Below are 25531 nucleotides of genomic sequence, written 5' to 3'. Positions count from 1 at the left end.
TTCAAAAAAGTTCGGTTTCTGGTATTTCTTTGAGGTTTACTTTTTTTCATCAAAAGCCTTGAATATTCTGTCGAATTCTTTAAGCATATAATCCCAAGCATCACCTTGATTCGGAATCATTTTTTGCATCAAAGCTATGGTAATAATCTCTCTTCCATCATCTTCAATATTAATGCTTCCTAAATAAGGTGGTGTATTTTTGTATTCTCTTTTTTCTGATAAATACCTGCTCATTTCATAGTCAGGATTTTTACCAGCATAAATTCTTCTGAAAAACTTTAAAACATATTTCTCATTATAAATTATAGAGGTATTGCTTTGCTCTAACCCCATGAATTTAGAGGACTCATAAGCATTATCTTCAAGAAGATTACTTTTATGATATTGCACTTTGGTTCTGTCTATGGGCTCTGAAGTAATGATACGCTCAAACACCAATTTTCTAAACGCTTCAAGGTTGATAGCGTCAATAATATGACCACTTTTTCCGTTAATGTTTACAGGTAATATTTTATCCTGTTCTGCAAAAGAATCATCTGTTACAAAAGCAATTGGTAAAAAGTAATGCTGATAAAAAGCCTCGACAAAATCAACTTCTAAAATTAAACCATAATAGACTTCTTCGTTTTGTTGAATTTTAAAATATTCGGATAATTCAATGTATTTTAATTGACTTGCTTTTCCACCATACCAGCGTTGTTTTTGGATGTATTCTTCTAAAACATCAGATAAAAAAACCGATAGAAAATTTGTGTCGTCTAGGAGATGTTCCCAAACGCCATCAAAAAATAGAGGTGTTTTTAAGGTATTTTCAGAAGAAGTTTCAACCATATATTATTTATTTATATGAAAAATATGGAATGGTAGTGTAGGGTGTAATTCTACAAAATTCCATTCGTTTTGCCAATTATAACGACTATCCGTTATTAAATCGTGCATTTCCATATGATGTCCATGATGTACTCCTAATTCTTGGAGCGGCATTTGAACAGTACCCTGTTGAGAGTTGTAAGCATCTAGACTTATAATTACGAAAATATGATTTGTTTTATCATCATTCCATTTGTAAAATGCTATTAAGTTGTCATTTTCTATGTGACAAAACTTAATGTTATTAGTTTGCTGTAATGCAGGATTATGGTGTCTTATATAATTTATTTTCGCAATTATTGTTGAGAGTTTATTTTGAATATCCCAATCGTAATGCGTGATTTGAAACTTTTCAGAATTTAAATACTCTTCTTTACCTAATAGAGAATCAGACAGCATATACTCAAACACAGGTCCGTAAATACCAATACTTGAACTTAAAGTTGCAGCAAGTGCATAACGCTGAATATGTTTAGATTCTCCTGTACCTTGTAAATGGAATGGGTTAATGTCTGGAGTATTTGGCCAAAAATTAGGCTGCATATACTCTTTTAATTCCGTCTGGGTTAATTCTTCAACATATTCAATTAATTCATGTTTAGAATTACGCCAAGTAAAATAAGTGTATGATTGTGTGTAGCCTTGTTTTGCTAGTTGTTGCATTACTTTTGGTGCGGTAAATGCTTCAGCTAAAAAGATGACATTAGGATATTTCTCTTTCACTTTAGTGATAACCCAATTCCAGAAATAAAAAGGTTTTGTGTGTGGATTATCCACTCTAAAAATTTCTATACCACATTCAATCCAATGAAATAACGTGTCTAAACATTCGTGCCATAAGGCTTCATAATCTTCGCTTTCCCAATAAATAGGGAGAATGTCTTGATATTTTTTAGGAGGATTTTCAGCATACTGCACAGTACCATCTGGTCGCCATTTAAACCATGAAGGATGATCTTTTACCCAAGGATGATCTGGAGCTGCTTGTAGCGCATAATCCATCGCAATTTCTAAATTATTGTCTTTAGCCATTTGAATTAAAGATTTAAAATCATCAAGGTTTCCTAACTCTGGGTGTATTGCTTTATGTCCGCCATGTTTTGAGCCAACACCCCAAGTTGAACCAACATCACCAGGTTTAGCTTCTGTAGTATTGTTTTTCCCTTTTCTATTTACTTCTCCAATAGGATGAATAGGTGGTAGGTAAACCACATCAAATCCCATGTTTTTTATGCGAGGTAATAAGCGTTCACAATCTTTGAAGGTGCCATGAACACCTTCTTTTTCTGAAGCTGAGCGCGGAAAAAATTCATACCAAGTACTAAAACGGGCCTTTTTTCTATCTACATAAACCTGATATTCTTTTGAAACATTTTCAAGAATTTTCACAGGATTGTTAAAAAGAGCTGATAAAGTCTTTCTGAAGTTGCTTCATTAATAGCTTCACCATATTTATCTTCATCTTGAAATATAGTATGCAGTTTTTCTAAATAAGCTTTATCTTCTTTTGACGCTACTTTATTGGTAATAGCTTTAACATACTCTGCGCCTTCAAGTAATTCAGAGGTTACATATTGTCCGTCATCTATCTTTCTGATAATTCCATGTCTCCAATTTAAAGCATAGTCTACCCAAGCTTCAATTTTATAATTATAAAACCCTTGTTTTTTGACAGTAAAAGCAGCTTGCCACTCGTTGTTAAAATCAAGAGCCATTCTAGTTGCTCTCCAAGTTCTTGCATTTTGATGCTTATAGTGGACTGATGCACCTAAAACATCATGTCCATCTGCAAGAATATGCGCTCTAACATTTACAATTTCGTTTACTACGCGTTTTATATAAAACTCACCACAATTTACACTTGGCGAGACATAATCAATTACAACTCTTCTTTGGTCTTGCATTTTTGTTCGTATAATAAAAGATAAAATTTAAATGTTTTAGATTACGGTTCCTTTTTCAATTGTAGCTCCTTTTTTAACTACAACAATGCCCTGTTTTACCATATATTTATCTGTTTCAATATCTTCCAAGTGTGAGCCTCCGTTTATTCTAACATCGTCTCCAATACGGCAATTTTTATCTAAAATGGCATTTTTTATAAAACAGCGTTCTCCAATTCCCATAAGATTTGGAATTTTTTTCCTATTAATATCATCTAATGATTCATAATAATCACTACCCATCATATAAGTATTAATTACAGTAGACTCATCACCAATTCTTGAACGAATACCAATTACTGATTTTTCAATTTTTCCAGCACTAATAATACATCCTTCAGCTATTACTGATTTTTCAACCATAGTTCCTGCTAACTTTGTGGTAGGTAACATTCTAGCTCTAGTGAAGATACGCTTTTTCTTATCGTATAAATCGAATTTAGGGATATCATCTGTTAACCCTAAATTAGCTTCAAAAAATGAATCAATATTTCCTATATCTGTCCAGTAGCCTTCATATTGATAACTCACAGTTTTGTGTTTATCTATAGCTTGAGGGATAATTTCTTTACCAAAATCGTTGGTATCAGGGTTTTTCATTAATTCTTCCAAAAGCTCACGATTAAATACGTATATACCCATTGATGCTAAATAGTGTCTCCCTTCACCTTTCATCTCGTCACTAACATCTGATGTCCATTCTGGTAACAAACTTGCATCTGGTTTTTCTATAAAAGAAGTGATGACGTTTTTATCATCCGATTTTAGAATACCAAACTCTGTAGCTTCTTTTGCATTAACAGGAATTGTAGCAATTGATATTTTGGCTTTACTTTTTACGTGTTCTTTAATTAAATCCTCGTAATCCATCTGATATAATTGATCTCCAGAAAGGATTAAAAAATACTTAAAATCGTGTCTTAAAAAGTGGTGCATACTTTGGCGAACTGCATCAGCAGTACCTTGAAACCATTTGTCGCTATGAATGGTTTGTTCTGCAGCTAATACATCAACAAAAGCCGAACTAAAAAAGCTAAAATGATACGTATCTTTTATATGACGATTTAGCGAGGCAGAGTTGAACTGAGTTAATACAAACATACGCTTGATGTCAGCATTGATACAGTTAGAAATTGGAATATCTACCAATCTGTACTTTCCGGCTATAGGTACTGCAGGCTTAGAACGTTCTTCTGTAAGAGGATAAAGTCTTGAACCTTGTCCACCGCCCAAGATAATTGCTAATACGTCGTTATTTATCATAATTTAGTTTTTTAATTAATTAGTCAATTTTTTTTATAGTAATGATTTGTAAAGTTCTTCTACTTGTTTTGCAATTGCAACCCAATCAAAGTAATCTTCAACTCGTTTTCGTCCATTTTTTGCCATAGTTTCTCGTAGTGATTTATCACCAATAACTTTGTTGACACCGTTTGCTAAATCTCTTGCAAATTTATCAGGATCAATAGGTTCAAAAGGCGCTTCTTTTTGTTGTTCTAACGGAATTAAAATACCTGTTTCCCCATCAACAACAACTTCTTTTATACCTCCTACGGCACTTGCTACTACCGCAGTATCACAAGCCATAGCCTCAATGTTTATAATTCCAAATGGTTCATAAATTGAAGGGCAACAAAATACATCAGCATGAGAATATAACTCTATAATTTCTTCTTTAGTTACCATTTTATCAATCCAAATAACGTTGTCTCTTGTCTTTTTAACTTCATTAACAGCGTCTTCCATTTCTTTACCAATTTCTGGTGTATCTGGCGCACCAGCACAAAGTACAATTTGAGTATCTGGATCAATATATTTTATGGCATTTACCAAATGGATGATTCCTTTTTGGCGTGTAATTCTACCAACAAAAAGTACATATGGTTTGTTTTTATCAACACCATATTCATCTAAAGTAGAAGATGTTTCTGTTTTAATATATTGTTGAAGATTAATACCATTATAAATAACATGAATCTTACTTTCATCAACATCAAAATGTTTAATAACATCTTCTCTGGTTTCTTCAGAAACTGCGATTAAAGCATCTGCCATTTCAATAGCTGTTTTTTCAACCCATGAAGATGCATCGTAACCCCTACCTAATTGCTCGCGCTTCCAAGGCCTTAAAGGTTCTAGAGAATGCGTTGTAATCACTAAAGGCGTGCCATAACATAGTTTAGCAACTATTCCAGCAAAATGTGCATACCAAGTGTGGCAATGTACTACATCAGCATCTATAGTATCTACATTCATTTGAATACAAGTACTTAGCGTTTTAAAAACAGATTTTAATTTATCATCAGCACCATCAAAAATAGGATTATCAAAAGGAAAACCTTTTACAGTTAAATTATCCGATGTATCATCCTGATCTCCAAAACACCTTACATCCATTTCCATTAATTTAGCCAATTCTCCAGCTAAATATTCAACATGTACTCCTGCACCACCATAAACATATGGTGGAAATTCTCTAGTGTAAAAAAGTGCTTTCATATAAAATTGTTGTCAGTTTTGGTTTAGTTTATTAAAAAAATGAAAATGTTAAGACACATCAAATTTTTTGAATATAACGTTTAAAAATAATTTTTGCAGGCTATAATCATTTGAAATGAAGCAATTTACTATCTAAAATAAGCGAAATTGTTAATAACAATTTTGAAACAAAATTAAAATTAATCTATAAATTAGATTTGTGCCAACCTTAATGTTTTTAAGGGTTGAGTAAGTGATTTTTAACACTAAAAACTCACAGTTATAAACTTACAAAAATAATTATTAACAATTTTGATGATTTGAAATTTTTATGAAAAAAAGGTATTTTTCAGATAACAAGCAATTATCAATAAAAAAGAAGTGCAAAACTCTAAGTTTGGTTTAAATCATTCAAAGAATTTGAAAGAAACATCTAGTAGGTACTGTTTGGGTTTATTAGTGCCCATATTATTCGGATGAGTAAAATGATACTTAAAACTAAGAAGAAATAAAAAGCAGCCCTGAAATATATGATTTGAGGACTGCTTTTTGAAAAACTATAAACTAAACTCAAAAATAAAATCGTATTCCTAATTTTATGGGGTTATTTTTATTTAATAGTACAGAAGTACCATCAGTTTTAAATTCTCCACCAGATTCAGATTTAAACGTAAAGGTTTCATAAATTAAAATAGGAAATTGACCAAATACAGACCAATCTTCGCAAACACGGATATTAACACCCCCATAGGCGCAAGCTATAATTCCTGAAACATCATCTTTAGAAAAGCCATTATCGTTAGTTCCAAAGTTATAACTACCCATAATGCCTGCAACAAATTGTGTTTGTTGACTAGGTGTTGCAGGTATGTGATATTGTAGTTTTGTACCAATATTAAATCTGTTAGAACTTGCGTCATTAAAACTTGAATTAGAATAAGACGCTTCAGCCCCCCAGTACAAACCATTATCGCTTCCATAATTTATTTTTTTAATATATTCTGCAAATACACAATACGAAATGTTTTCAAAATCTTGAGTAGCACCAAAACCAGCGCCTCCTCCTAAGGATTGATCTGGCATTAAATCTTGAATTTCTTCAGTTTGTGGTTCAGATGAAATAGGTTTTTCAGTATTACTTTGTCCACAGCATTCTAAAGATAATACTGTTATTTTTGAATCTTTTGGCACACCAAATGTCATGTCGCTATAAGTAAATTTTCCAATACTAGTAGCAGTATATTCAAAACTCCCACTTTTTACTTCTTTTGTGTCTAACCCGTTATTACAAACACAATTTACCGAGACATGAGTGCTCAGATGCCAAGTAACATTTGGATAGCTGAATTTTGCAATTTTTAAAGTAGATTTAGCAGAGGTTCTACAGTTTTGATCTAGACTTTGGTCATAACTTACATTAAATTCCAAGCCATTAAATAACCTTTTTAAGGTATTGTAATAACGTCTTATATTGTCTATGTCTTTTGTTACTAATCCACCACCTGATGTGATACTTCCATTCAAGTCACCTATATTTTTGCCAGTATAATTAGTAACAAATTCTGTAAATTTTTTACTTTTCTTTAAAGCATTAAAAGCTTTATCTTCTAAGGTCATAAAGAAACCTTTATCAAAAGTTTCACTTGTCTTAGGTGCTCTTATAGTTAAATATAATCCATCAATAGCTTGTGCAAGACTGGTTGGGAAAACAGCTATGGTACCTGCACTTACTTTTTTTATCAAGTCCTCTGCTGAACATGTTTTACCTTTAATTTTGGTTACAATAGTGGTTGTTTTATGCATATTATCAAAAGCATTATCGAGTTCTTTTGCTGCTTTTTTTGTTAGTGCAATACTGATAGGGATCTTTTTTTGAGTATATCCTTTTAATGATAAGCTTAAAAAGAATAAACACGTTAATAACGTTGATACTGTTTTGTTGGTTTTCATAATGTATGGGTTTAAATTGATTACGAATAAAATTACTGATGCTTCTACTTTTGGACAATACCAGAGTTCAGGTAGATTTCTCGAAAAGGTGTCTAAATAAAAAGAGGTTTTAGAAAATGCTAAAACCTCTTAGTAAAACTAAATTTAAACTTAGAAACTATATCTTACTCCTAATTTTAAAGGGTTATTTTTATTTAAAAGAACAGAAGTACCATCAGTTTTAAATTCACCACCAGAATCGGACTTAAACGTAAAGGTTTCGTAAATTAAAACTGGAAATTGACCAAATAACGACCAGTTTTCGCAAACACGGATATTAACACCACCATAGGCGCAGCCTATAATTCCAGTAACATCGTCTTTAGAGAATCCGTTATCATTTGTTCCAAAGTTATAACTACCCATTATACCCGCAACGAATTGAGTTTCTTTGCTAGGTGTAATAGGAACGTGATATTGTAATTTTCCGCCAACATTAAATCTGTTAGAACCAAAATCGCCAAAGCTTGTATTAGCATATGATGCTTCAGCTCCAACGTACCAGCCATTATCTCCTGTGTAATTTATTTTTTTAAGGTATTCGGCAAATACACAATATGAAATCTCCTCAAAATCTTGAGTAGCTCCAAAGCCAGCACCTCCACCAAAAGTTTGGTCTGGCATTAGGTTTTCAATACCATCATCGGCAAGTGCAGTTTCAGTAGGTTCTTCTTTTTCTTTTGATGGACAACAATTTAAGGAGATTACATTAACTATCGGATTTTTGGCTTTTGAAAAAGTAAAAGCAGAATGTGTAAAAAGTCCTGTAGTGGTAGCTTCATATTCAAAATAACCTGATTTTACGCTTTCTTCTGTTTTACTTTCTAGCTCGCAATCGCATTTTACGTCAACTTCAACTTTCAATGTATATTCTATATTAGGATAACTATATTTTTTCACCTTCATACTATAAATGCTATATACCATACATCCATCTGCGGCTTGTTTTTGATGATTTATAGGAATATCATCAGTAAAGAATTTTTTGATGTTTCTGTAAGTAGAGTTTAAGTAGTCTATATCCTTAAATGTTTCGTTGTTATCATTGGTCTTTTCTTTTTTAATTTGTCCAATTTCTTTTCCGGTTAAGGCGTAAACAAATTCACCAAAGTTACTAGTAGTGTTGTAAGCGTGTAAAGCTTTGTCTTCAAGTGTTTTAAAAAGCCCTTTGTCAAATTCTTCAATAGTATAATCCTGAAGAAAAAGACCGGCACCACTTATAAAAGGACTAAGTGCCCAAGAGCCAATATATACGGGCTTAATATCGTCGTTAAATTTTGCTATCAAGTTTTCTGAGGTACATGGTTTTCCGTCAACACGTTTTGCTAAAGTTGCATTTTTAGTCATAGAATAAAAAGCTTCTTTTAATTGTGTTCTAAAAACTGATGTTCTTTTGTTTTTTGTTTCCCAATCTATTTGTGATTGTACTTTTAGATTAAAAAGTAATAGAAAACAGATAAAAAGAGTTAGGGTAATTTGATTGGTTTTCATAATGTTTATATTTTAAATTGATTACAGTAAAATTACTTTGCTTAAGTATTTCAGCGCAATACCAGAGTTCAGGTAGATTTTAAGTTTTAAAAAAACAAAGAGGCTCCAACTTGCATTGAAACCTCTTATTTTCAAGATAATTATTTAATCAATTTAAAACATACATCTTGAAAGTTGGTTAACTTAACTTAAGCTAAGAATTGATTAATAGTATTAATATTTTGATAAAGCTACACCATGAAGCTATTATTGCACAATACCAGAGTTCAGGTAGATTTTTTATTTTAAATAGGAAGTGTAATGAGTAAGGAAGTGCCTTTATTAATTTGAGAATCTATAGATAAAGCACCGCCAATTTGATGAATACGCGATTGCATATTTTTTAATCCGATACCACCTTTTTTATGTTTAGTATCAAATCCATCGCCGTCATCTTCAATAGAAATAGTAATAGAATCTTTATGCCCCATTAATTGCAAATCGATATGATTTGCATTGGCATGTTTTAAAATATTATTGAAGGCTTCTTGAACTACTCTGTATAACTGTGTTGAAATATCATCATCCAGTTTTTCTGGAAAATGATAACTATTAAAATCTACTTGTAATGTAGTTTGATTTGAAAGATTCTGCGATAAATCTTCAACAGCATTTTTAAATCCCACAATTTTTAAATCAGAAGGCGAAATATCATGCGATAAATTTCTAACATCGTTACAAATTGTATCAATGGTTTCGGTAATAGCTTCATCTTTAAATTTATCAGAAATAAAACGTTTTAAATAACTTAATTGGCTACCAATATTATCATGTAATTCTTTACTGATGCGTTTTCGTTCTTGGTCTTCGCCTTTTATAAAAGCTGTTAGGTTTTTCTTTTCTTCAATTACTATTTTTTCCGATAGGATATTGCGCTCGTCATAAATGTCTTTTACCATTAAAGCAACTGTAAATGTTAAGAATAATATTTCTAAAAACGATGAGTAGAATAGTAATGGTAAATCATACACATAAGTATTTACCAAACCGTAGCTATGATATAGTATGCTTGCCAAAGTTCCAATAATCATAAACAGATACGCTAATGCGAAAAAGGAAGTGCGTTTATTGTTTTTACGGAAGTATATGGTAATCTCCACAACAATTATTAGTATCAGAATTAAAAATATGGCGTACCAGATATTCATAAACACGGATACGGCATTTTCAAAAACTTTGTTGAATACAAAATGAATGAGTAATCTTAATACAATGAGTATGGTTAAAAATATATCTATAGCCCGCTTTAGTTTTGGCATATAGGTTTTTGCCTCGAGAATTTTTTGCGATAAAAGTGCAAATAAGATTAATGATATTTCACTAAATATCACATAATGCGTGTACTTATTTACATAGTCGCTTTCTGTTAGAAAAATTTGAGAAAACACACCAATATAAGAACTGATAAAAAGCCCTAAAGCAATAACATAACCCGCATAAATCAAGTAAATACTTTTTCGTAAAAAGTAAAAGATAAATAAACTAAAAATGACGGATAATAAACTAACCCCAAAATAAGAACCGATTATAATTTGCTGAACAAACCCCTGTTTTACAAACGTGTTTTCACTTTTAATACAAGCTGTTAATACTAATGGTTTTCCATCTTCTTTTTTAAGTTTTAATTGATAAGAAGCTGTTTCGCTAGCTTTTAAATGAATTGGGAACGCAAAAAGTCTATGCTCTATTGGTTTTGTTGAAATAGGATGTTCAATACCTGTGGTAACTAAGGGAATAAATGTGTTGTTTTCTAGCCTGCCAAAAACGATTTCTTTTATAAATGCGTTTGAAAGTTCTAAAATGACTTTTTTGGGAACATCAAATTTGTTTTTAAGTGTGAAATCAATCGTGTTGATGGTTTTATTGAAACTGAAATAATAGTAACTTCTTTCATCTGAAGTTTGATTTTTAGACTCCTTATTTACTACTGAAAATGGTTTTAGATTAACCGAAGATAAATTAGAATCTAGATATAAGGTGTCTACTTGAGCTTTTATACTGATACTAATTCCAAGGTATAAAAGCAACAAAAAAACAGATCGCTTATGACAATAGATTTTTTTCATTTACAAGTTTAACAAGATCGATAGAGTTATGGATATCTAATTTTTTAAAAATATTTTTCTTGTGTGTTTCAACAGTATGAGCACTTATGAATAGTTTTTCACTTATTTGAGGTACATTATAACCTTTCATTAATTCTGTAATTATTTCTTTTTCGCGACGCGTAATTTTAATTTTCTCTAGAAAACCATCAGTTTCAATTACATTGTTTTTTACTCCTTTACCTATGTAAAACTTGTTGCTTTCAAAAACAGCATCTAAAGCGTTTAGTAAATCGTCTGAAGAACAGTTTTTTAGTAAAAAGCCATCAGCATTAAATTGTTTTACTTTTTTAACAATACTTTCTTTGTTGTACATGGTAAGAAATATGACTTTTACTTTAGGAAAAGACTGTTTTAATTCTTGAAGTATATCTATGCCATTTTTATTGGGAAGATTAAGGTCTAATAAAATCACATCAGGAGTATTAGTTCTCACGGTTGGTAAAACATTATCTCCATTAGTAATGTAACCTAAAACTTGATAATCGATTTGATTTTTGAATATAGAAAGCAATCCATCAATAACAATTTGATGGTCTTCGCAGATGAGAATTTTTTTGGTTGGGTTTTCATGTTAGCAATCTACTGGAAGAAAGGTACTTAAAATGTTGAAGAAGAAATTAAATATCCTATGTATGCCTTATATTTTAGATGAATTAAGCCAATAAAGAACCCCCATAAATGAATATGGAGGTTTTATTGAATTCTCTTTATTAAATAAACTTGTTTGAATTTATTCGTTAAAGTTTTATAACTAAAGACATAAAAATGAGGTTGTTTTGATTTAACGCACCCCAAGTATTATTGGTTTCAATTTTTGCGCCACCATTATCAGGTTTTTGAGTTTGCCTAACATGCGCCAATACATTTGTTTGTACCATAAAGGTTAATTGAGAAGTCAAAATAATGGCTAAACCCAATACAAAGGCACCAGTAAATGCAGTAATGTCATACTTACCTCCGCTATCAAATTTTTCTGCTCCAATACCATAGGATAATAATAATCCGTAAATAAAAAAGACTTGACTAAACTGTGTAATGGGAGAAAACATTAAAAGCCGTAATGGAATTTCTAAAAGCGATCTGGTAAAAAAGTCATTGCTTAATCCACTAAAAGCTAAACCTAAAGCACCGTATAAAAAGGAGTTACCCATAGTTGCAAGCTGAATATAATATGCAGCATGTAAGCAGTATAGAAATTGATCGCTACCAAAACCAAATCCAGCACCAATTGCTAACATAGTGGCAGCAAGTGAACGGGTTGCTTCAGGATCATGAGGTTCTAGTGTGTATGATTCTCTAAATTCATCGGTTATTCCAAATAATTCTGCTGATACTGAAGTATCAAGATTTTCCGAAGTATAGGGAGCAATTGTAAACGTGTTTTCAGTAGCATCGGCTATGAGTTTGAACATACTGTCCTGTGAGAACAGGCTACTGGAAAAAAGAAATAGCAATAAAATGCATACTAAGTTAAGGTGTTTTGTTTTCATAATTATGTGGTTTGATTAGTTACTTTTTTTAACTAAGCAAGATTAACCACATGATAATTTGAAGCTAAGGTTTTGAAAAGTTACAACAAATTTTGCTATAAAACAATTCTTTTTAATTGATAAACAGATACTTATGTTTAAAACCTATTACTTGTTCTGCTTCAAAATCGCCATAAACACTTGTTAATTTTATATAAATAAATTTAGGTTTATCACTAAAAAAGTAACTTTTCAACCTTTTTTTACCCCGATTCAGCAGAAATGGTTTCTAATTAAGTGATATAATAACCAGTTTTGTCTTATCAATCTTAAATCGAACAGTTATGAAATTAAATTTTTTAAGTTTTTTCTTGATTTTATTTGGTGCAACACTAAGCTTTTCTCAGAATATCACAGGAACAATAACAGAAGAAAACAATCAACCTTTGGAGTATGTAAACATTGTATTATATGATGCTAGCTCAAAAGAAGTGGTAAAAGGTGTTATTTCCAATGAAAAAGGAGCTTATAATTTTGATGACCTTTTAAAAGGGAGTTACTATATAGTAGTTTCAACCTTAGGTTTTGAAACTAAAAAAACAGAAGCCTTTGAATTATTGGATACTAAAAACTTAGACTTTGTTTTAAAAGAAGAAACACAACTATTAAACGAAGTAGTTGTTAAAAGTAAACGCCCAGTTATAAGACAAACTGCTGAAAAACTGATAGTAGATTTAGAAAAATCAGAAATGATTAACTCCAATTTAGAAGATGTTATAAAACGTGTACCTGGATTAATTGTAACCAATAACGGAATTAATTTTGCTGGTAGAAGCGATGTTAGAATTTTAATAAATGGTAAAACCACTAGTTATATGGATGTGGAAACACTATTAAGAGATTTACCTGCAGATAATATTTCAAAAGTAGAACTAATAGAGCAACCAGGAGCTGAATTTGATGCAGAAGGCTCAGGACCAATAATTAATATTATTTTAAAGAAAAATGTACGTTTAGGGACTCACGGAAGTGTAAAAGCTTGGGTTGGAGAAGACGAAGGTATAGAGCATGGTACAAGCTTTTCTATTGCGAGCTATAAAAACAAACTAAACTGGCAAGCAAATGTTGGGCAATCTAGCCCTACATGGCGAGACGATTTATTTATAAAACGAAGAATTCAAGACCCAAATTCGCAAGAAGAAACCATCTACAACCAAGCTACGATAGAGCCTTATGACCCTAAAACATTTAGACTTGGCGGAGGTTTAGATTATTATATAAACGATAAACACTCCATAGGATTTAGCGCTCGTTATATTAATTCTAATTCTGATAGAATATCTAGAAGCAATACTTCAATAACGTCTCCAAGTTTGGATGAAATGTTGGTTTCTGAAAATTCATTCGATAGAGAGCGACACACCATAAATATAAATCCATATTACGAATTTAAATCAGACGACCACAAATTAGTAGCCGATTTTAACTATGTAAACTTCACAAATGACAATATTGACGATGTGTTTGCAGCAAATGGTAATACAGTTCCTTTTACAAATCAACGTTATTTACAAGATGGAAAGTTTATAATAAATACCTACAAAGTGGATTACACCAGAATATTTTCAGACGATTTAAAATTAAGATTTGGGAGTAAATATGCTTTAGTTGATACCGATAGTGATTTAAAATCATTCACTCAAAACTCAAATACTAACGAGTTTGAGTTTCAGGAAAATAACAGTAACCGTTTTTTAATTGATGAATCTATTTTTGCGGTTTACACAAAACTTAATGCTACTTTTGGGAAATGGTCTTTTTCAGGAGGTGTTCGTTTTGAGGATAGTAATACAGAAGGGATTTCAACAAATGCTAATGATAGCAGAACTAGAAAAATTTCTAAGTTCTTTCCAAGTGCATCTGTAAGCAGAAAAATAAACAAAAGCTTAGGCGCAAATATTGCTTACAGTTATCGCATTAGAAGACCATCGTATAATAGTCTTAATTCATTTGTGCAATTTTATGATCCATTAACATCAGAAGTTGGAAATCCTAACTTGAAACCTTCATTTACCAATAATTATCAATTTAATTTAACTTTTGATAGTCAGCCATTTTTCACAATAGCGTATAGTGAAACTAGAGATGATTTGTTTCTTTTTATCTCGCAAGATGATGCCACAGCCCAGGTAAGCCGTTCTACAATTAATCTATCTGAACGTAGAAACTGGAATTTCAGATTGTTTGGTCCTCTAGATTTTATAAAAGGCGTAGAAGGGTTTACAGGTTTTATAATAGATTATAATGAATTTCAATCTTTTGATTTAAATCCTCAATTAAAACTTGATAAATGGAACATTGGTTGGTATACTCAAGCTAGTTATGAGTTACCGTGGGAGGTTAATGCAGAAATGTCTAGTTATTTTGGTTCAGGGGCTTTAGAAGGTCAAATTGATGTAGGTTGGATAGGAAGTTTAGATTTCTCTTTTGGTAAAAAGTTTTTAGACGATAGGTTAAAAGTAAACTTAGGTATTAGTAAAGTATTAAATAGAGGCTTTGTTGGTACTGTAAATTATGATAATATTAATGCTGAAATAGAAAGTAATGGCTCAAGACAAAACGTACAATTAAGGCTTGCTTATAGTTTTGGATCTAAGTTTGGCAAAAAGAAAAGCAGAAGAAACTCATCTAGAGAAGAACAAAACAGAATTGACGATAATAATTAATACTTTAGTAGTGTTATGAATACCAAATTAAATAAATCAGATTTTATTGTTCTAGCAGTATATTTCTTAGTGTCTTTGGGAATACAAACTAAAGATTATTATGATAGAGATGCTCTTTTAATAGAATACCTAGTTGATTTTCCCGCACAAATCATAGCTATTTGTTGTACTATCTTCGTATTTGTTTTTTGGTTAATTCCAAAATTTGTAAACAATAATAAAAAGTATTTTCGCTTTGCAATATTAGGAATATTAACACTAATTTTCTTTACTGCGTTTGAGTATACCATTGGGTTTTGGTCTGGCAATAACGATTGGAATAAATACCCCAAAGGTTTAAATTTCGTGATTTATATGATAAATGTTGGCTCACAACAAACAGCCTTTCCTTTTGCATTATTTCTTACCAAAAAATTCTATGAAGGACAAAATCAATATTTAAAAATTGAAAAACAACAAAAAGAAAACGAACTCAAACTATTGCGCTCGCAAATTGATCCTCATTTTCTATTTAATAACCTAAATACTTTAGATTCTTTAATAGATAGTAATACAGAAAAAGCTAAGGAATATATTAATAGATTGTCTTTAATATACAGATACCTTATTAAAACAAAAGATGCTGAGGTTATGGAACTAGCAGAAGAAATTGAGTTAGCCGAAAACTACATGTTTTTAATAAAAACCCGTTTTGAAAACGACTATGATTTTAAAATAGATATTAAAACACAAATTGAAGATAAATTTATTCCCACAGGAGCTATACAAGCACTTTTAGAGAATGTTGTAAAGCATAATAAACCTTATAACGGAAACTCCATTAAAACCGTAATTTCAATCGATGATGATTTCTTAAAAGTAACAAACTCAAAATCTAATACACTATCAAAAAATGAATCTTTCGGGACAGGATTGGATAATTTAAAAGCAAGATATCAATTACTATCAGACAAAGAAGTCATCATTATAAATACAGTTAAAGAATACACTATTTCCATTCCAATTATTAAACTTATTGAATAATATTTCAGGCATAAAATGAGCTATAATAACCAAATGGTAATACACATCTAAATGTTTAATAGCGAATTACATCTTACCTATTTGAAACAATAAAATTTAAACAGATGAAGATTTTAATTTTAGAAGACGAAATACCAGCATACAACAAACTCGTTTCATTTGTAAACGATTATTTTGAATATGAAGTCCCTCATGATTGGGCAAGATCAAATAATGATGGTAAAGCATTATTGCTCCAAAACAAATACGATTTTATTCTATCAGATATTCAACTTTTAGATGGTATTTCGTTCGATTTGTACAATGAAATTTCTATCGAATCTCCCATTATATTTTGTTCAGCACACGACGAATATCTATTCCAAGCATTTAACACCAACGGCATTGCATATATTTTAAAACCCTACACACAAACCGATTTTAAAAAGGCTATCGAGAAATACCAATCTTTATTTCAAAAAGGGAATTACAATACTTTAAATCAGCAAACAATAACCGAGCTCAAATCGGCTTTAAGAGAAGAGCACAACAATTATAAAAAACGTTTTGTCATCAAAAAAGCAAAAGGGATTCAGCTGTTAAATGTTTCTGAGATTGGTAAAATTGAAGCTTCAGGAGATTTTTGTATAGCCACCGATTTAAAAGGGAAGCGCCATACTATTTCTCAAAATTTAGGAACCATCAATCAACAACTACATCCCGACAAATTTTTTAAAATCAACAGAAGCGAAATTGTGAGTATTGATGCCATTGAAACGATTGAAGGTCACTTTAAAAATAGATTGCTCATTACTATAACAGGAACAAAGGAAAAAGCGATGACAAGTTCTTCTACAACTTCCGATTTTAGGAAATGGTTGGAGCAATAGGTTTTGGACGCCTGCCTGCCGGCAGGCAGGTTAGCACAAGTGCTGGGATTTTATTCACGCTTTTCTATTTTAAATTATTGAATTCATGAACATAAATGTTTCACTATATCTTTTTTGTTTGTCATTGCGAAGCACGTTTTTCTCGTGCTGTGGCAATCTCATAGCTGCCAAGAGATTACTTCGGTCATGCTTCTCTCGTAATGATGGCTTAATTTGGAAACACAAAAAGGATGCCGTTTTAATCCTTAACACAATTATCCGCCAGCTAAACGTTAATCATTCAACTTCAATACAGCCATAAACGCCTGTTGAGGTATTTCTACATTACCCACTTGACGCATACGTTTTTTACCTTTTTTCTGCTTTTCCAAAAGTTTACGCTTACGCGAAATATCTCCACCATAACATTTTGCAGTAACATCTTTACGCAATGCTTTTACAGTTTCTCTCGCTATAATTTTGGCACCAATAGCTGCCTGAATTGGAATATCGAATTGCTGACGAGGGATTAATTCCTTCAGCTTTTCACACATTTTTTTACCAATGTTATGCGCATTATCAGCATGAATCAAAGCAGAAAGCGCGTCAACAGGTTGTGCATTCAATAACACATCCAAACGCACTAATTTTGAAGTTTTCATACCAATTGGATGGTAATCAAAAGAAGCATAACCTTTAGATACTGTTTTTAATCTATCATAAAAATCAAAAACAATTTCAGCCAAAGGCATTTCAAAAGTTAATTCAACACGCTCTGTGGTTAAATAGGTTTGATTCAAAATCATACCACGTTTTTCAATACACAACGACATTACGTTACCTACAAAATCTGCTTTTGTGATAATTGTAGCTTTAATAAAAGGTTCTTCAACACGATTTACTGTAGATGGTTCTGGTAAATCAGAAGGATTATTTACAATAAAAGCATCATCAGGATTTTTATTGGTAAACGCATGATAAGATACATTGGGAACAGTTGTAATCACGGTCATATCAAATTCACGCTCTAAACGTTCTTGGATAATTTCCATATGCAACATTCCTAAAAATCCACAACGAAAACCAAAGCCTAATGCTGCAGAACTTTCTGGAGCAAACACTAAAGACGCATCATTTAACTGTAACTTTTCCATTGAGTTACGAAGCTCTTCGTAATCTTCAGTATCAACTGGATAAATACCTGCAAAAACCATTGGTTTTACATCTTCAAAACCTTCAACAATGTTAGTGGTAGGTGTTTCAAAATCGGTAATAGTATCTCCAACTTTTACTTCTTTAGCGGTTTTTATACCTGTAATTAAATACCCTACATCTCCTGTTTTTACACTTTGCTTTGCAACTTGGTTGAGTTTAAGCGTTCCAACTTCATCTGCAAAATATTCTTTATCTGTAGCAACGAATTTAATTTTTTGTCCTTTTTTAATTTCGCCATTAAATACTCTAAAATAAGTTTCAATACCTCTAAAAGTATTATAAACCGAATCGAAAATTAAAGCTTGTAATGGTGCATTCGGATCTCCTTCTGGTGCTGGAACACGTTCTATAATGGCTTTTAAAATATTATCAACGCCAAAACCTGTTTTTCCACTAGCGTGAATTACTTCTTCTGGGTCGCAACCTAATAAATCTACAATATCATCGGTAACTTCTTCTGGGTTGGCACTTGGCAAATCCACTTTGTTCAACACAGGAATAATTTCCAAGTCGTTTTCTAAAGCTAAATATAAATTAGAAATGGTTTGAGCCTGTATACTTTGTGCAGCATCCACAATTAAAAGAGCTCCTTCACATGCGGCAATAGATCGTGAAACTTCATAAGAGAAATCTACATGACCAGGAGTATCAATCAAGTTTAAAATATATTTTTCGCCTTCAAATTCATAATCCATTTGTATGGCGTGTGATTTTATTGTGATACCACGTTCGCGTTCCAAATCCATACTGTCTAGCAGTTGCGCCTGTTGTTCTCTAGCCGTAACCGAGCCTGTATAATCCAACAAACGGTCTGCAAGTGTACTCTTCCCGTGATCAATGTGTGCAATAATGCAAAAATTTCTAATGTTCTTCATAGTCAACAATCTCTATCAAAAGATGCTGCAAATATAGAGGATTTAAGTGAGGTGTTTTAGGATAAAATAAATCTTCACTACTTTTATTCAGTTGAATTATTACAATGCTAAAGACAAAACAAGATTTTATTACAAAAATTCATTTGCTGGTATCTCTAGCTGTAGTAATACCCATTTCAATTATATATGGATTTTGTCCAGATTCTCAGTTCAATATTTATTTAAGCACAGTTGATGAACACAATGCTTTTAAAGCCATTATGGGTTTATATTTAGGGTTTTCTATTTTGTGGCTTTTGGGAATTTTTAAAACGAATTACTTAAAACTAGCACTTGTAAGTAATATGATTTTTATGTTAGGACTGGGCTTTGGAAGAGTTTTAAGCTTAATAATAGATGGCACTCCTACTTCAGGATATGTGTTTGGCACAATTGGCGAACTTGTATTGGGTTTTTATGGGTTATGGTTATTAACCAGAGACCAAAGCCCCACAAATACCTAGGCTAATAATTACATAAACTACTGCAATTATAAATAATACTTTAGCGGCTTTTTTATTTTTACTTCTAACCAACAATCCAATAATAGCTAATAAAATAGCAGGACCAAACATTATGGCAATAATTAAATAAAGCAAACCGTCTAGATTCATATTCGGACTTAAAAAGAATGTCATAATTATAGTTTTAAAGCATTAAAGAACCACATATGCCTAAGCCTATAATGGCATAAGTAGCTACAATAATAAGAATTACATTAGACGCTTTTTTATTTTTTGTTCGGATTGCAATCCCGAAAATCAATAAAAGTATTGGCACTCCAAAAATAAGACAAATCATTAGGAGGATATACCAACCTAAAGCATCACTTTCTAATAATAAACTCATCATTTTTAAAATTCTGATAAAATTAGTCCACAAGTTCCAATGCCTACAATAGCATAAACAACAGCAATTATCTGTAAAATTTTTGCTGTTTTAGGTCTTTTATTTTTTACGCGAGATCCAATTAATGATAATATTAAAGCTGGAATTAAGGCAATAAACAAAATGGATATACCTATCCAAGTAAAGTCATAATTTCCCTCGTTTAGACTTTTTATCATATATCACTCCTAAGTTCCTCTAATCTCGCCTTCTTATCATCCCGATAAAACAAATTCATGGTTTCAAAAGGGATAATTTTATTGTCTTTATCCACAATATGCACGCACGATTTTTTAATGGCGCGCACATCAAAGTTGTAAGCATCAATAAATTGCATAATAATAACACGAAATAAATTGTCATAACCCAAGTTAGGTGCATCAATATTTGGCAAGCAACACATAATACTTTTCAAATTTTCTTCAGCAACCTCAACTGAATTTCCTGTACTAAACAATTCAATCATTTTATCCTGTAACTGAGAATCTTGCTCGTAAATAATGGTGTTTTTGCTATTATCCAACAAATCGTTAGGGTTAATGTAGCGCGTTAACGGAAATACCGCATCATCCAATTTCAACGCATAACCCATTACTAAAGCGTCTGGATTACAGGGTACAGGTAGTAAATCGTCTGAAGTAAAAATATCAGTCTGTTCCATTATTTTACGGCGTACCTCTGTAAGCGTCATTCTATCCGTTTCTGGATTGAAATTTTCCAAACGTCCAGCGATTTGTGTTGGCTGCAAGGTTACCCCACGCACACATTTTTGTTTTAAAGCATAATCAATAATTTTTCCAATCTCATGGTCATTCAATCCTTTTTGAAGCGTTACTACCAAAGTTGTAGATAGGTTTACGGCATTCAAATTTTCAATCGCTTGCTTTCGTATATCATTCAAATCAGCCCCACGAAGCTCACGCAAAACTTCATTTTCAAACGAGTCAAACTGCAAATAAACCTCAAAATCTGGTGCATAAGTTTTTAATCGTTCCGCGAAAGCGAAATCCTTAGCAATTTTAATCCCATTCGTATTCAACATCAAATGCCTGATTGGTAATGATTTGGCATAATCTAAAATGGCCCAAAATTGCGGATGAATAGTTGGCTCCCCACCTGAAATTTGTACCACATCAGGCTCTTTTTCGTTCCTAACAATGGTGTCCAGCATTGCCTTAACCTCATCCAAAGTGCGATGTCTACCATAGGTAGGGGAAGATCCAGCATAACATGTTGGACACGTTAAATTACAGCGGTCCGTAACTTCCACAACCGTCAAACAAGAGTGCTGCTCATGGTCCGGACACAACCCACAATCATACGGGCAACCATAATGCGTTTGCGTGTTAAATTTATACGGCGTTTCACTCGGTTTATTATAGTTCCTAATGTTTTTGTAGTACTCAATATCGTCAGCAATCAACACCTTTGAATTTCCATGTTCATTGCAAAGTTTTAGCATGTAAACATTGCCATTTTCAAACACAATTTTAGCATCCACACGCTTTAAACATTCTGGACACAAGCTTAATGTAAAATCGTAATAGGTGTATTTTCTAACGGGCATATTTTAATATTTTTTTTGGCGTTACCCTCCTAAGGTCGGGTCAGGCTTTCGGCAGTCGCTCCCTCCTGCGTCGGTGAGCTTCAACAAATGCCTCAATCCTTAACGCGGGTGTGTTTGCTAACCAAGTAATATAATCCAACTTTTTCTTACCTAAAGAGCTTTAATACAAATACGGTGAGAAGTCCACTAATCATTATGGTACCAGTCCAGTAAAACATTCTAGCACCCCATTGATTAAACATCTTTTTACCATGTATTTTTTTAACGTATCCATTAGTAAGTTTCCACCATACAAGAGTAATAATAAAAAAGAGCCCTGCAGATAATAGAATAATTGATATGTTTTCCATAGTTCCTGTAGTTTTATTTAGAATAAAATATTAAAGTTTTTCTGTAATAGAGCAGACAAATTATGCATAATATTTGAATCGTGCTTAATCCAAACACATAAAAAACATTGGGCTTTAAAAATTCAATGAAAAACCGAAATCCAAAGTACAATATCATAAACCATTTAAAGAGGTCGCCATTTTTTAAGTTTCGATGATTCTTAATGTAATTCAGTCCAAAAAACAATAGCATCAAAAATACTAATTCGTAAAGTGATGTGGGATGCCTCAAAACTCCATCACCCAAATCCATTCCTGTAAAAAGTGATGTTTCTTTACCATAAGTAAATTCGTTTACACCAGATAAAAAGCAGCCAATGCGACCAATAAAAATCCCTAGAATGATAGGGAACGTAAACAAATCACCCGAAGATTCTGTTTCGCCAATACGTTTTTTAGCAAATTCTACACCCAATAAACCACCAAACAAACCACCCATAATGGTTTTTGTGTTTAGTAACTGAATGATGTTTTCTTGTGAAAATTCAATCATTGGGTTTTCTAAAAAACCAATTAATCTGGAACCAATTAAAGCACCCAATGCAGCACCAAGAATAATAGAAAGTCTGTTAATGGATGTAATAACATCGGTACTCTTTCTTCTTAAAAAAACATAATACCTGAACGCCACAAAAAAGGCGAGGTATTCTAAAACCAAATGGATATTTATGTTGTAGCCAAATAATTGAGGCTCAAAAGGAATTTGCAAAAGCTCATTTTTGATAAATATAAATGATTTATGGTACATTTACCTTTTCAGAATATTAAGATTCATGAAAGGCTTAATTTCACTTTTATTTTTTGTTTTAGGACTATGTAATGCTTTCGGACAAATTAATGTCTCCGAAAAATTTCAGCTACCTCCAAGTTTAAATGAATCTTCTGGTGCTATTTTCTTCAATAATAAACTCATTACGCATACCGATTCTGGAGGCGAAAATAAATTGTACGAACTAGATACCATTTCTGGTTTAGTAACAAGAACTGTTACCATTACCAATGCAACAAATACCGATTGGGAAGCTATAGCACAAGACAACACCTCCATATATATTGGAGATATAGGAAACAATAATGGTACGAGAACAGATTTAAAAATCTACAAAATAAATAAAACTGATTATAGCAATTCTGAAAACATAACTGCCGAAACGATTGCATTTAATTATTCAGACCAAACCGATTTTACTTCAAACCCAAACAATACCATTTGGGATGCAGAAGCATTAATTTCTTTTGATGAAAATAATTTAATTCTGTTTACAAAAAATTGGGTGGATGGGATTACAAAAGGTTATGTAATTCCCAAAGCATCGGGAACATATGCTGTAAGTCCGTTAGCTACAACTTTAGATAGCGATGGGCTTATTACAGACGGAACATTTAATGCCTTAACTGGAAGACTATACTTAGTGGGTTATAACCAATTATTATTACCATTTGTTTGGGAATGCTATGATTTTAACGCAAACGATGTTTTTTCTGGGACTAATGTACAAGAGGAGCAATTGTCTATCGGGCAAGAACAAATTGAAGCAATAACTCATGTTAGCGCCAATAGATATTTAATGACTTCAGAGTTTTTTAATGTAATGTCTGGTGGATTTACATTTACAGATACAGCAAAATTGATGGCTTTTTCAACTAGTGATATTGAATTATCTAACCCAGTTTTTAAAGATGAACTTGAGGTTGTATTATACCCTAATCCAGTAACGAGTATCTTGAATATTAAAAGTAAATCTGTTGCTTCAATAGAGATTTTTGATACTAAATCTACTCTTTTGTATCAAGGAACAAACAAAAGCGTAGACTTATCAAGATTAAACTCTGGGATGTATTTAATTAAGGTTAATTTTTTAAACAATACTTCTGTTTTCAAAAGAATTGTAAAGCAATAATTATCTAATTATAATTGGTCCAGTTAGTGTTGAAGATTCTTGATTTTTTTGAAGAATCGTTACTCTAATATTTACAGCTTCATCTCTATTAGCAAATTTTTTATCAAAAAACGTCAATATTGTTTTTTCAAAAGGTTTTAGTTCTGGTACTTTACCTTTTACAAGTTCAATCCATTTATTGTCTTTTTGATAACTAATAATTAGTTCTGAAGGTTGTGATACAACTTGCCCAAAATTTTGAACTTCAAGTTCTATCTTCAATTTTTTACCATCTAAAGACAATTCAGCATATTTGCTAGATAATGCCTGTTCCTTATAGGACAACCAAGGTAATCTTGCATAGCCAAAAAGTAGTTTTCCTTTTTTTGTTTTGCCTAATAGTTTTCCTGCGAAATTGGCATTGGTTAATCCATTTCCAGCACCTTTAAAAGTAATGATAAGGTCGCCGCCATCCTTTTTCGTTTTATGGACTTTACTGCCTTTTCCAAAGTTCACTTCTTCTGAAGCACCAAAGCGTAGTGATTTTAAATTGAGGTCTTTATGAGGATTAAAACGAGCTTCAGCTTTAATTTTTACATCAATAAATTTAGTATTAGCATCAATTTTTTCTTTATTTTGAATTGATAATAAACGCCCAACTGCAAGAGGAATTCCAATATTTTTTGAGCTATGGTTATCACTTTTTTTGTCTTCCCATTTAATAGTGTCAGCTACTGCAAAATTTGCCTGAATTGCCCGTCCGTATTTATCTTGAAACATTTTAATGCGTTCGTATTTATACCAATCTACCAAAGTACCATCTTCATATTTAGAGATGCCTGGTGCATAAGCTTCACCTGGGTCTAATTTCCAATTAATGCCATCTTTAGAGCGTAAATAATAAGCAATTCTACCCAACCAGTCATTTACAATCATATGGTATTGAATGTTGGTACGCCAAACTACTGGGTCTTCATATTTTCCCTCAAAAGGAGGATATACGCTTTTTTCACTTACTTGATAATAAGGTGGCAATCCAGTTTCACTAAGCCAAATACCACCACCTCTGCAAACCATTAAATATGAACCGTCTTCGCGTTGTGCGAACGTGAAATTTGATAAATGATCCATGATGGGTCTTTGGCGTTGGTCGTATTCAAATTTGTGATATTCCCATGGCCCATTGTAGTTTTTGGAGATGTAATAGCCACCGTTTACATATAAAAAAAGCCGTCCATCTTTTAATCTGTAAGCTTCGGGATTATGCCCTTTTCCAACAACTTCAGCAACCTTAAAAGGACCTAATTTATCCTTTGCAACTGCATGTACAGTTTCTGATTTTGGCCATGCCATATGTCCTTTTTCAGCATCTTCGCGCCAGCGACAAACATATAAATGATAAATGCCTTCTCCATCTTGAAGCATATTGCCTCCCCAATAAGACCATCCATTATCTTCCAAACCATTTTGTGTAGACCTAGGCACAACACCTATAGCTCCCCATGTATCAGAAGTAAGTTTACCAATTATAGGCATAGGTTTAAATAAATCCATAAACCTACCGCCATTTACTAAGCCATCCCACTCTTTTGGGCGTTGGCGTTTTACGTCTTGTGCTATTAACAGGGTTGAAAAAAATAAGATGAATACTGTTGAAAGGAAAGCTTTTGTGTTCAATTGATGAGGTTTTGAAA

Annotated in this window: 22 protein-coding genes; 5 read left to right on the top strand and 17 right to left on the bottom strand. The window is 32.1% G+C overall.

Annotation, left to right across the window (positions count from 1 at the left end; translation table 11 throughout):
- Positions 1-36: 36 nt before the first annotated feature.
- The 10 genes from AC0L5U_RS13920 to AC0L5U_RS13875 form a co-directional block, all read right to left on the bottom strand.
- Entirely contained in the window at positions 37-831 is a 795-nt protein-coding gene (locus tag AC0L5U_RS13920) for a hypothetical protein (protein ID WP_473417023.1), read from the bottom strand.
- A 3-nt stretch (positions 832-834) separates the two neighbouring features.
- Positions 835-2259 carry an alpha-1,4-glucan--maltose-1-phosphate maltosyltransferase gene (locus AC0L5U_RS13915; protein WP_473417022.1) on the bottom strand — a complete coding sequence of 475 codons (1425 nt, stop codon included), beginning with the start codon at positions 2257-2259 and terminating at the stop codon, positions 835-837.
- Positions 2256-2774: a maltotransferase domain-containing protein gene (locus tag AC0L5U_RS13910; protein WP_473417021.1), complete on the bottom strand. Its 519-nt coding sequence runs from the start codon at positions 2772-2774 to the stop codon at positions 2256-2258. Before AC0L5U_RS13910 ends, AC0L5U_RS13915 begins: the two co-directional genes overlap by 4 nt.
- A 36-nt stretch (positions 2775-2810) precedes the next feature.
- On the bottom strand, positions 2811-4076 hold the full coding sequence (locus AC0L5U_RS13905; RefSeq protein WP_473417020.1) for a glucose-1-phosphate adenylyltransferase: 1266 nt from the start codon (positions 4074-4076) through the stop codon (positions 2811-2813).
- 33 nt (positions 4077-4109) lie between these two features.
- Positions 4110-5312 (bottom strand): glycogen synthase, encoded by a 1203-nt coding sequence (glgA, locus tag AC0L5U_RS13900; protein ID WP_473417019.1) that lies wholly within the window; start codon positions 5310-5312, stop codon positions 4110-4112.
- A gap of 549 nt (positions 5313-5861) precedes the next feature.
- Positions 5862-7241, bottom strand: coding sequence for a hypothetical protein (locus tag AC0L5U_RS13895; RefSeq protein WP_473417018.1), 1380 nt, complete (start codon positions 7239-7241; stop codon positions 5862-5864).
- Positions 7242-7391: 150 nt separating this feature from the next.
- Entirely contained in the window at positions 7392-8771 is a 1380-nt protein-coding gene (locus AC0L5U_RS13890) for an outer membrane protein (protein ID WP_473417017.1), read from the bottom strand.
- Positions 8772-9055: 284 nt separating this feature from the next.
- Positions 9056-10876 carry a sensor histidine kinase gene (locus tag AC0L5U_RS13885; protein WP_473417016.1) on the bottom strand — a complete coding sequence of 607 codons (1821 nt, stop codon included), beginning with the start codon at positions 10874-10876 and terminating at the stop codon, positions 9056-9058.
- Positions 10854-11462: a response regulator gene (locus AC0L5U_RS13880; RefSeq protein WP_473418296.1), complete on the bottom strand. Its 609-nt coding sequence runs from the start codon at positions 11460-11462 to the stop codon at positions 10854-10856. Before AC0L5U_RS13880 ends, AC0L5U_RS13885 begins: the two co-directional genes overlap by 23 nt.
- 193 nt (positions 11463-11655) lie before the next feature.
- On the bottom strand, positions 11656-12330 hold the full coding sequence (locus AC0L5U_RS13875; protein WP_473417015.1) for a hypothetical protein: 675 nt from the start codon (positions 12328-12330) through the stop codon (positions 11656-11658).
- Between the two features lie 401 nt (positions 12331-12731).
- Here AC0L5U_RS13875 and AC0L5U_RS13870 point away from each other — a divergent pair, with 401 nt between their 5' ends.
- The 3 genes from AC0L5U_RS13870 to AC0L5U_RS13860 all read left to right on the top strand — a co-directional run bounded on the left by AC0L5U_RS13870 (position 12732) and on the right by AC0L5U_RS13860 (position 17005).
- Positions 12732-15113 carry an outer membrane beta-barrel protein gene (locus tag AC0L5U_RS13870; protein ID WP_473417014.1) on the top strand — a complete coding sequence of 794 codons (2382 nt, stop codon included), beginning with the start codon at positions 12732-12734 and terminating at the stop codon, positions 15111-15113.
- Positions 15114-15128: 15 nt separating this feature from the next.
- Positions 15129-16136 carry a sensor histidine kinase gene (locus AC0L5U_RS13865; RefSeq protein ID WP_473417013.1) on the top strand — a complete coding sequence of 336 codons (1008 nt, stop codon included), beginning with the start codon at positions 15129-15131 and terminating at the stop codon, positions 16134-16136.
- Positions 16137-16240: 104 nt separating this feature from the next.
- Positions 16241-17005 (top strand): LytR/AlgR family response regulator transcription factor, encoded by a 765-nt coding sequence (locus tag AC0L5U_RS13860; protein ID WP_473417011.1) that lies wholly within the window; start codon positions 16241-16243, stop codon positions 17003-17005.
- A 272-nt stretch (positions 17006-17277) separates the two neighbouring features.
- On the opposite strand, the gene lepA is transcribed toward AC0L5U_RS13860, so the two are convergent.
- A complete protein-coding gene (gene lepA / locus AC0L5U_RS13855; RefSeq protein ID WP_473417010.1) occupies positions 17278-19074 on the bottom strand; it encodes a translation elongation factor 4 in 1797 nt (598 codons plus the stop codon).
- A 104-nt stretch (positions 19075-19178) separates the two neighbouring features.
- Between lepA and AC0L5U_RS13850 the strand changes: the two genes are divergently transcribed.
- Positions 19179-19577: a DUF4345 domain-containing protein gene (locus tag AC0L5U_RS13850; protein WP_473417009.1), complete on the top strand. Its 399-nt coding sequence runs from the start codon at positions 19179-19181 to the stop codon at positions 19575-19577.
- On the opposite strand, the gene AC0L5U_RS13845 is transcribed toward AC0L5U_RS13850, so the two are convergent.
- The 5 genes from AC0L5U_RS13845 to AC0L5U_RS13825 all read right to left on the bottom strand — a co-directional run bounded on the left by AC0L5U_RS13845 (position 19545) and on the right by AC0L5U_RS13825 (position 22666).
- Positions 19545-19751 (bottom strand): hypothetical protein, encoded by a 207-nt coding sequence (locus AC0L5U_RS13845; RefSeq protein ID WP_473417008.1) that lies wholly within the window; start codon positions 19749-19751, stop codon positions 19545-19547. The genes AC0L5U_RS13850 and AC0L5U_RS13845 overlap by 33 nt on opposite strands.
- Before the next feature lie 10 nt (positions 19752-19761).
- Complete coding sequence (locus AC0L5U_RS13840) at positions 19762-19965, bottom strand: hypothetical protein (RefSeq protein ID WP_473417006.1); 204 nt, start codon at positions 19963-19965, stop codon at positions 19762-19764.
- Between the two features lie 2 nt (positions 19966-19967).
- Positions 19968-20180: a hypothetical protein gene (locus tag AC0L5U_RS13835; protein WP_473417005.1), complete on the bottom strand. Its 213-nt coding sequence runs from the start codon at positions 20178-20180 to the stop codon at positions 19968-19970.
- A complete protein-coding gene (locus AC0L5U_RS13830; protein ID WP_473417004.1) occupies positions 20177-21568 on the bottom strand; it encodes a radical SAM protein in 1392 nt (463 codons plus the stop codon). Before AC0L5U_RS13830 ends, AC0L5U_RS13835 begins: the two co-directional genes overlap by 4 nt.
- Positions 21569-21931: 363 nt before the next feature.
- Positions 21932-22666 carry a prolipoprotein diacylglyceryl transferase gene (locus tag AC0L5U_RS13825; protein WP_473417003.1) on the bottom strand — a complete coding sequence of 245 codons (735 nt, stop codon included), beginning with the start codon at positions 22664-22666 and terminating at the stop codon, positions 21932-21934.
- A gap of 64 nt (positions 22667-22730) precedes the next feature.
- Here AC0L5U_RS13825 and AC0L5U_RS13820 point away from each other — a divergent pair, with 64 nt between their 5' ends.
- Positions 22731-23858: a T9SS type A sorting domain-containing protein gene (locus AC0L5U_RS13820; RefSeq protein WP_473417002.1), complete on the top strand. Its 1128-nt coding sequence runs from the start codon at positions 22731-22733 to the stop codon at positions 23856-23858.
- Here the strand turns inward: AC0L5U_RS13820 and AC0L5U_RS13815 are convergent, their stop codons facing one another.
- Positions 23859-25514 (bottom strand): glycoside hydrolase family protein, encoded by a 1656-nt coding sequence (locus AC0L5U_RS13815; protein WP_473417001.1) that lies wholly within the window; start codon positions 25512-25514, stop codon positions 23859-23861.
- Between the last annotated feature and the right edge of the window lie 17 nt (positions 25515-25531).

The organism is Jejuia sp. G7-7, assembly GCF_055808955.1.
The sequence above is the reverse complement of the archived record's forward strand: the minus strand, read 5'-3'. Positions and strand labels throughout refer to the sequence as shown.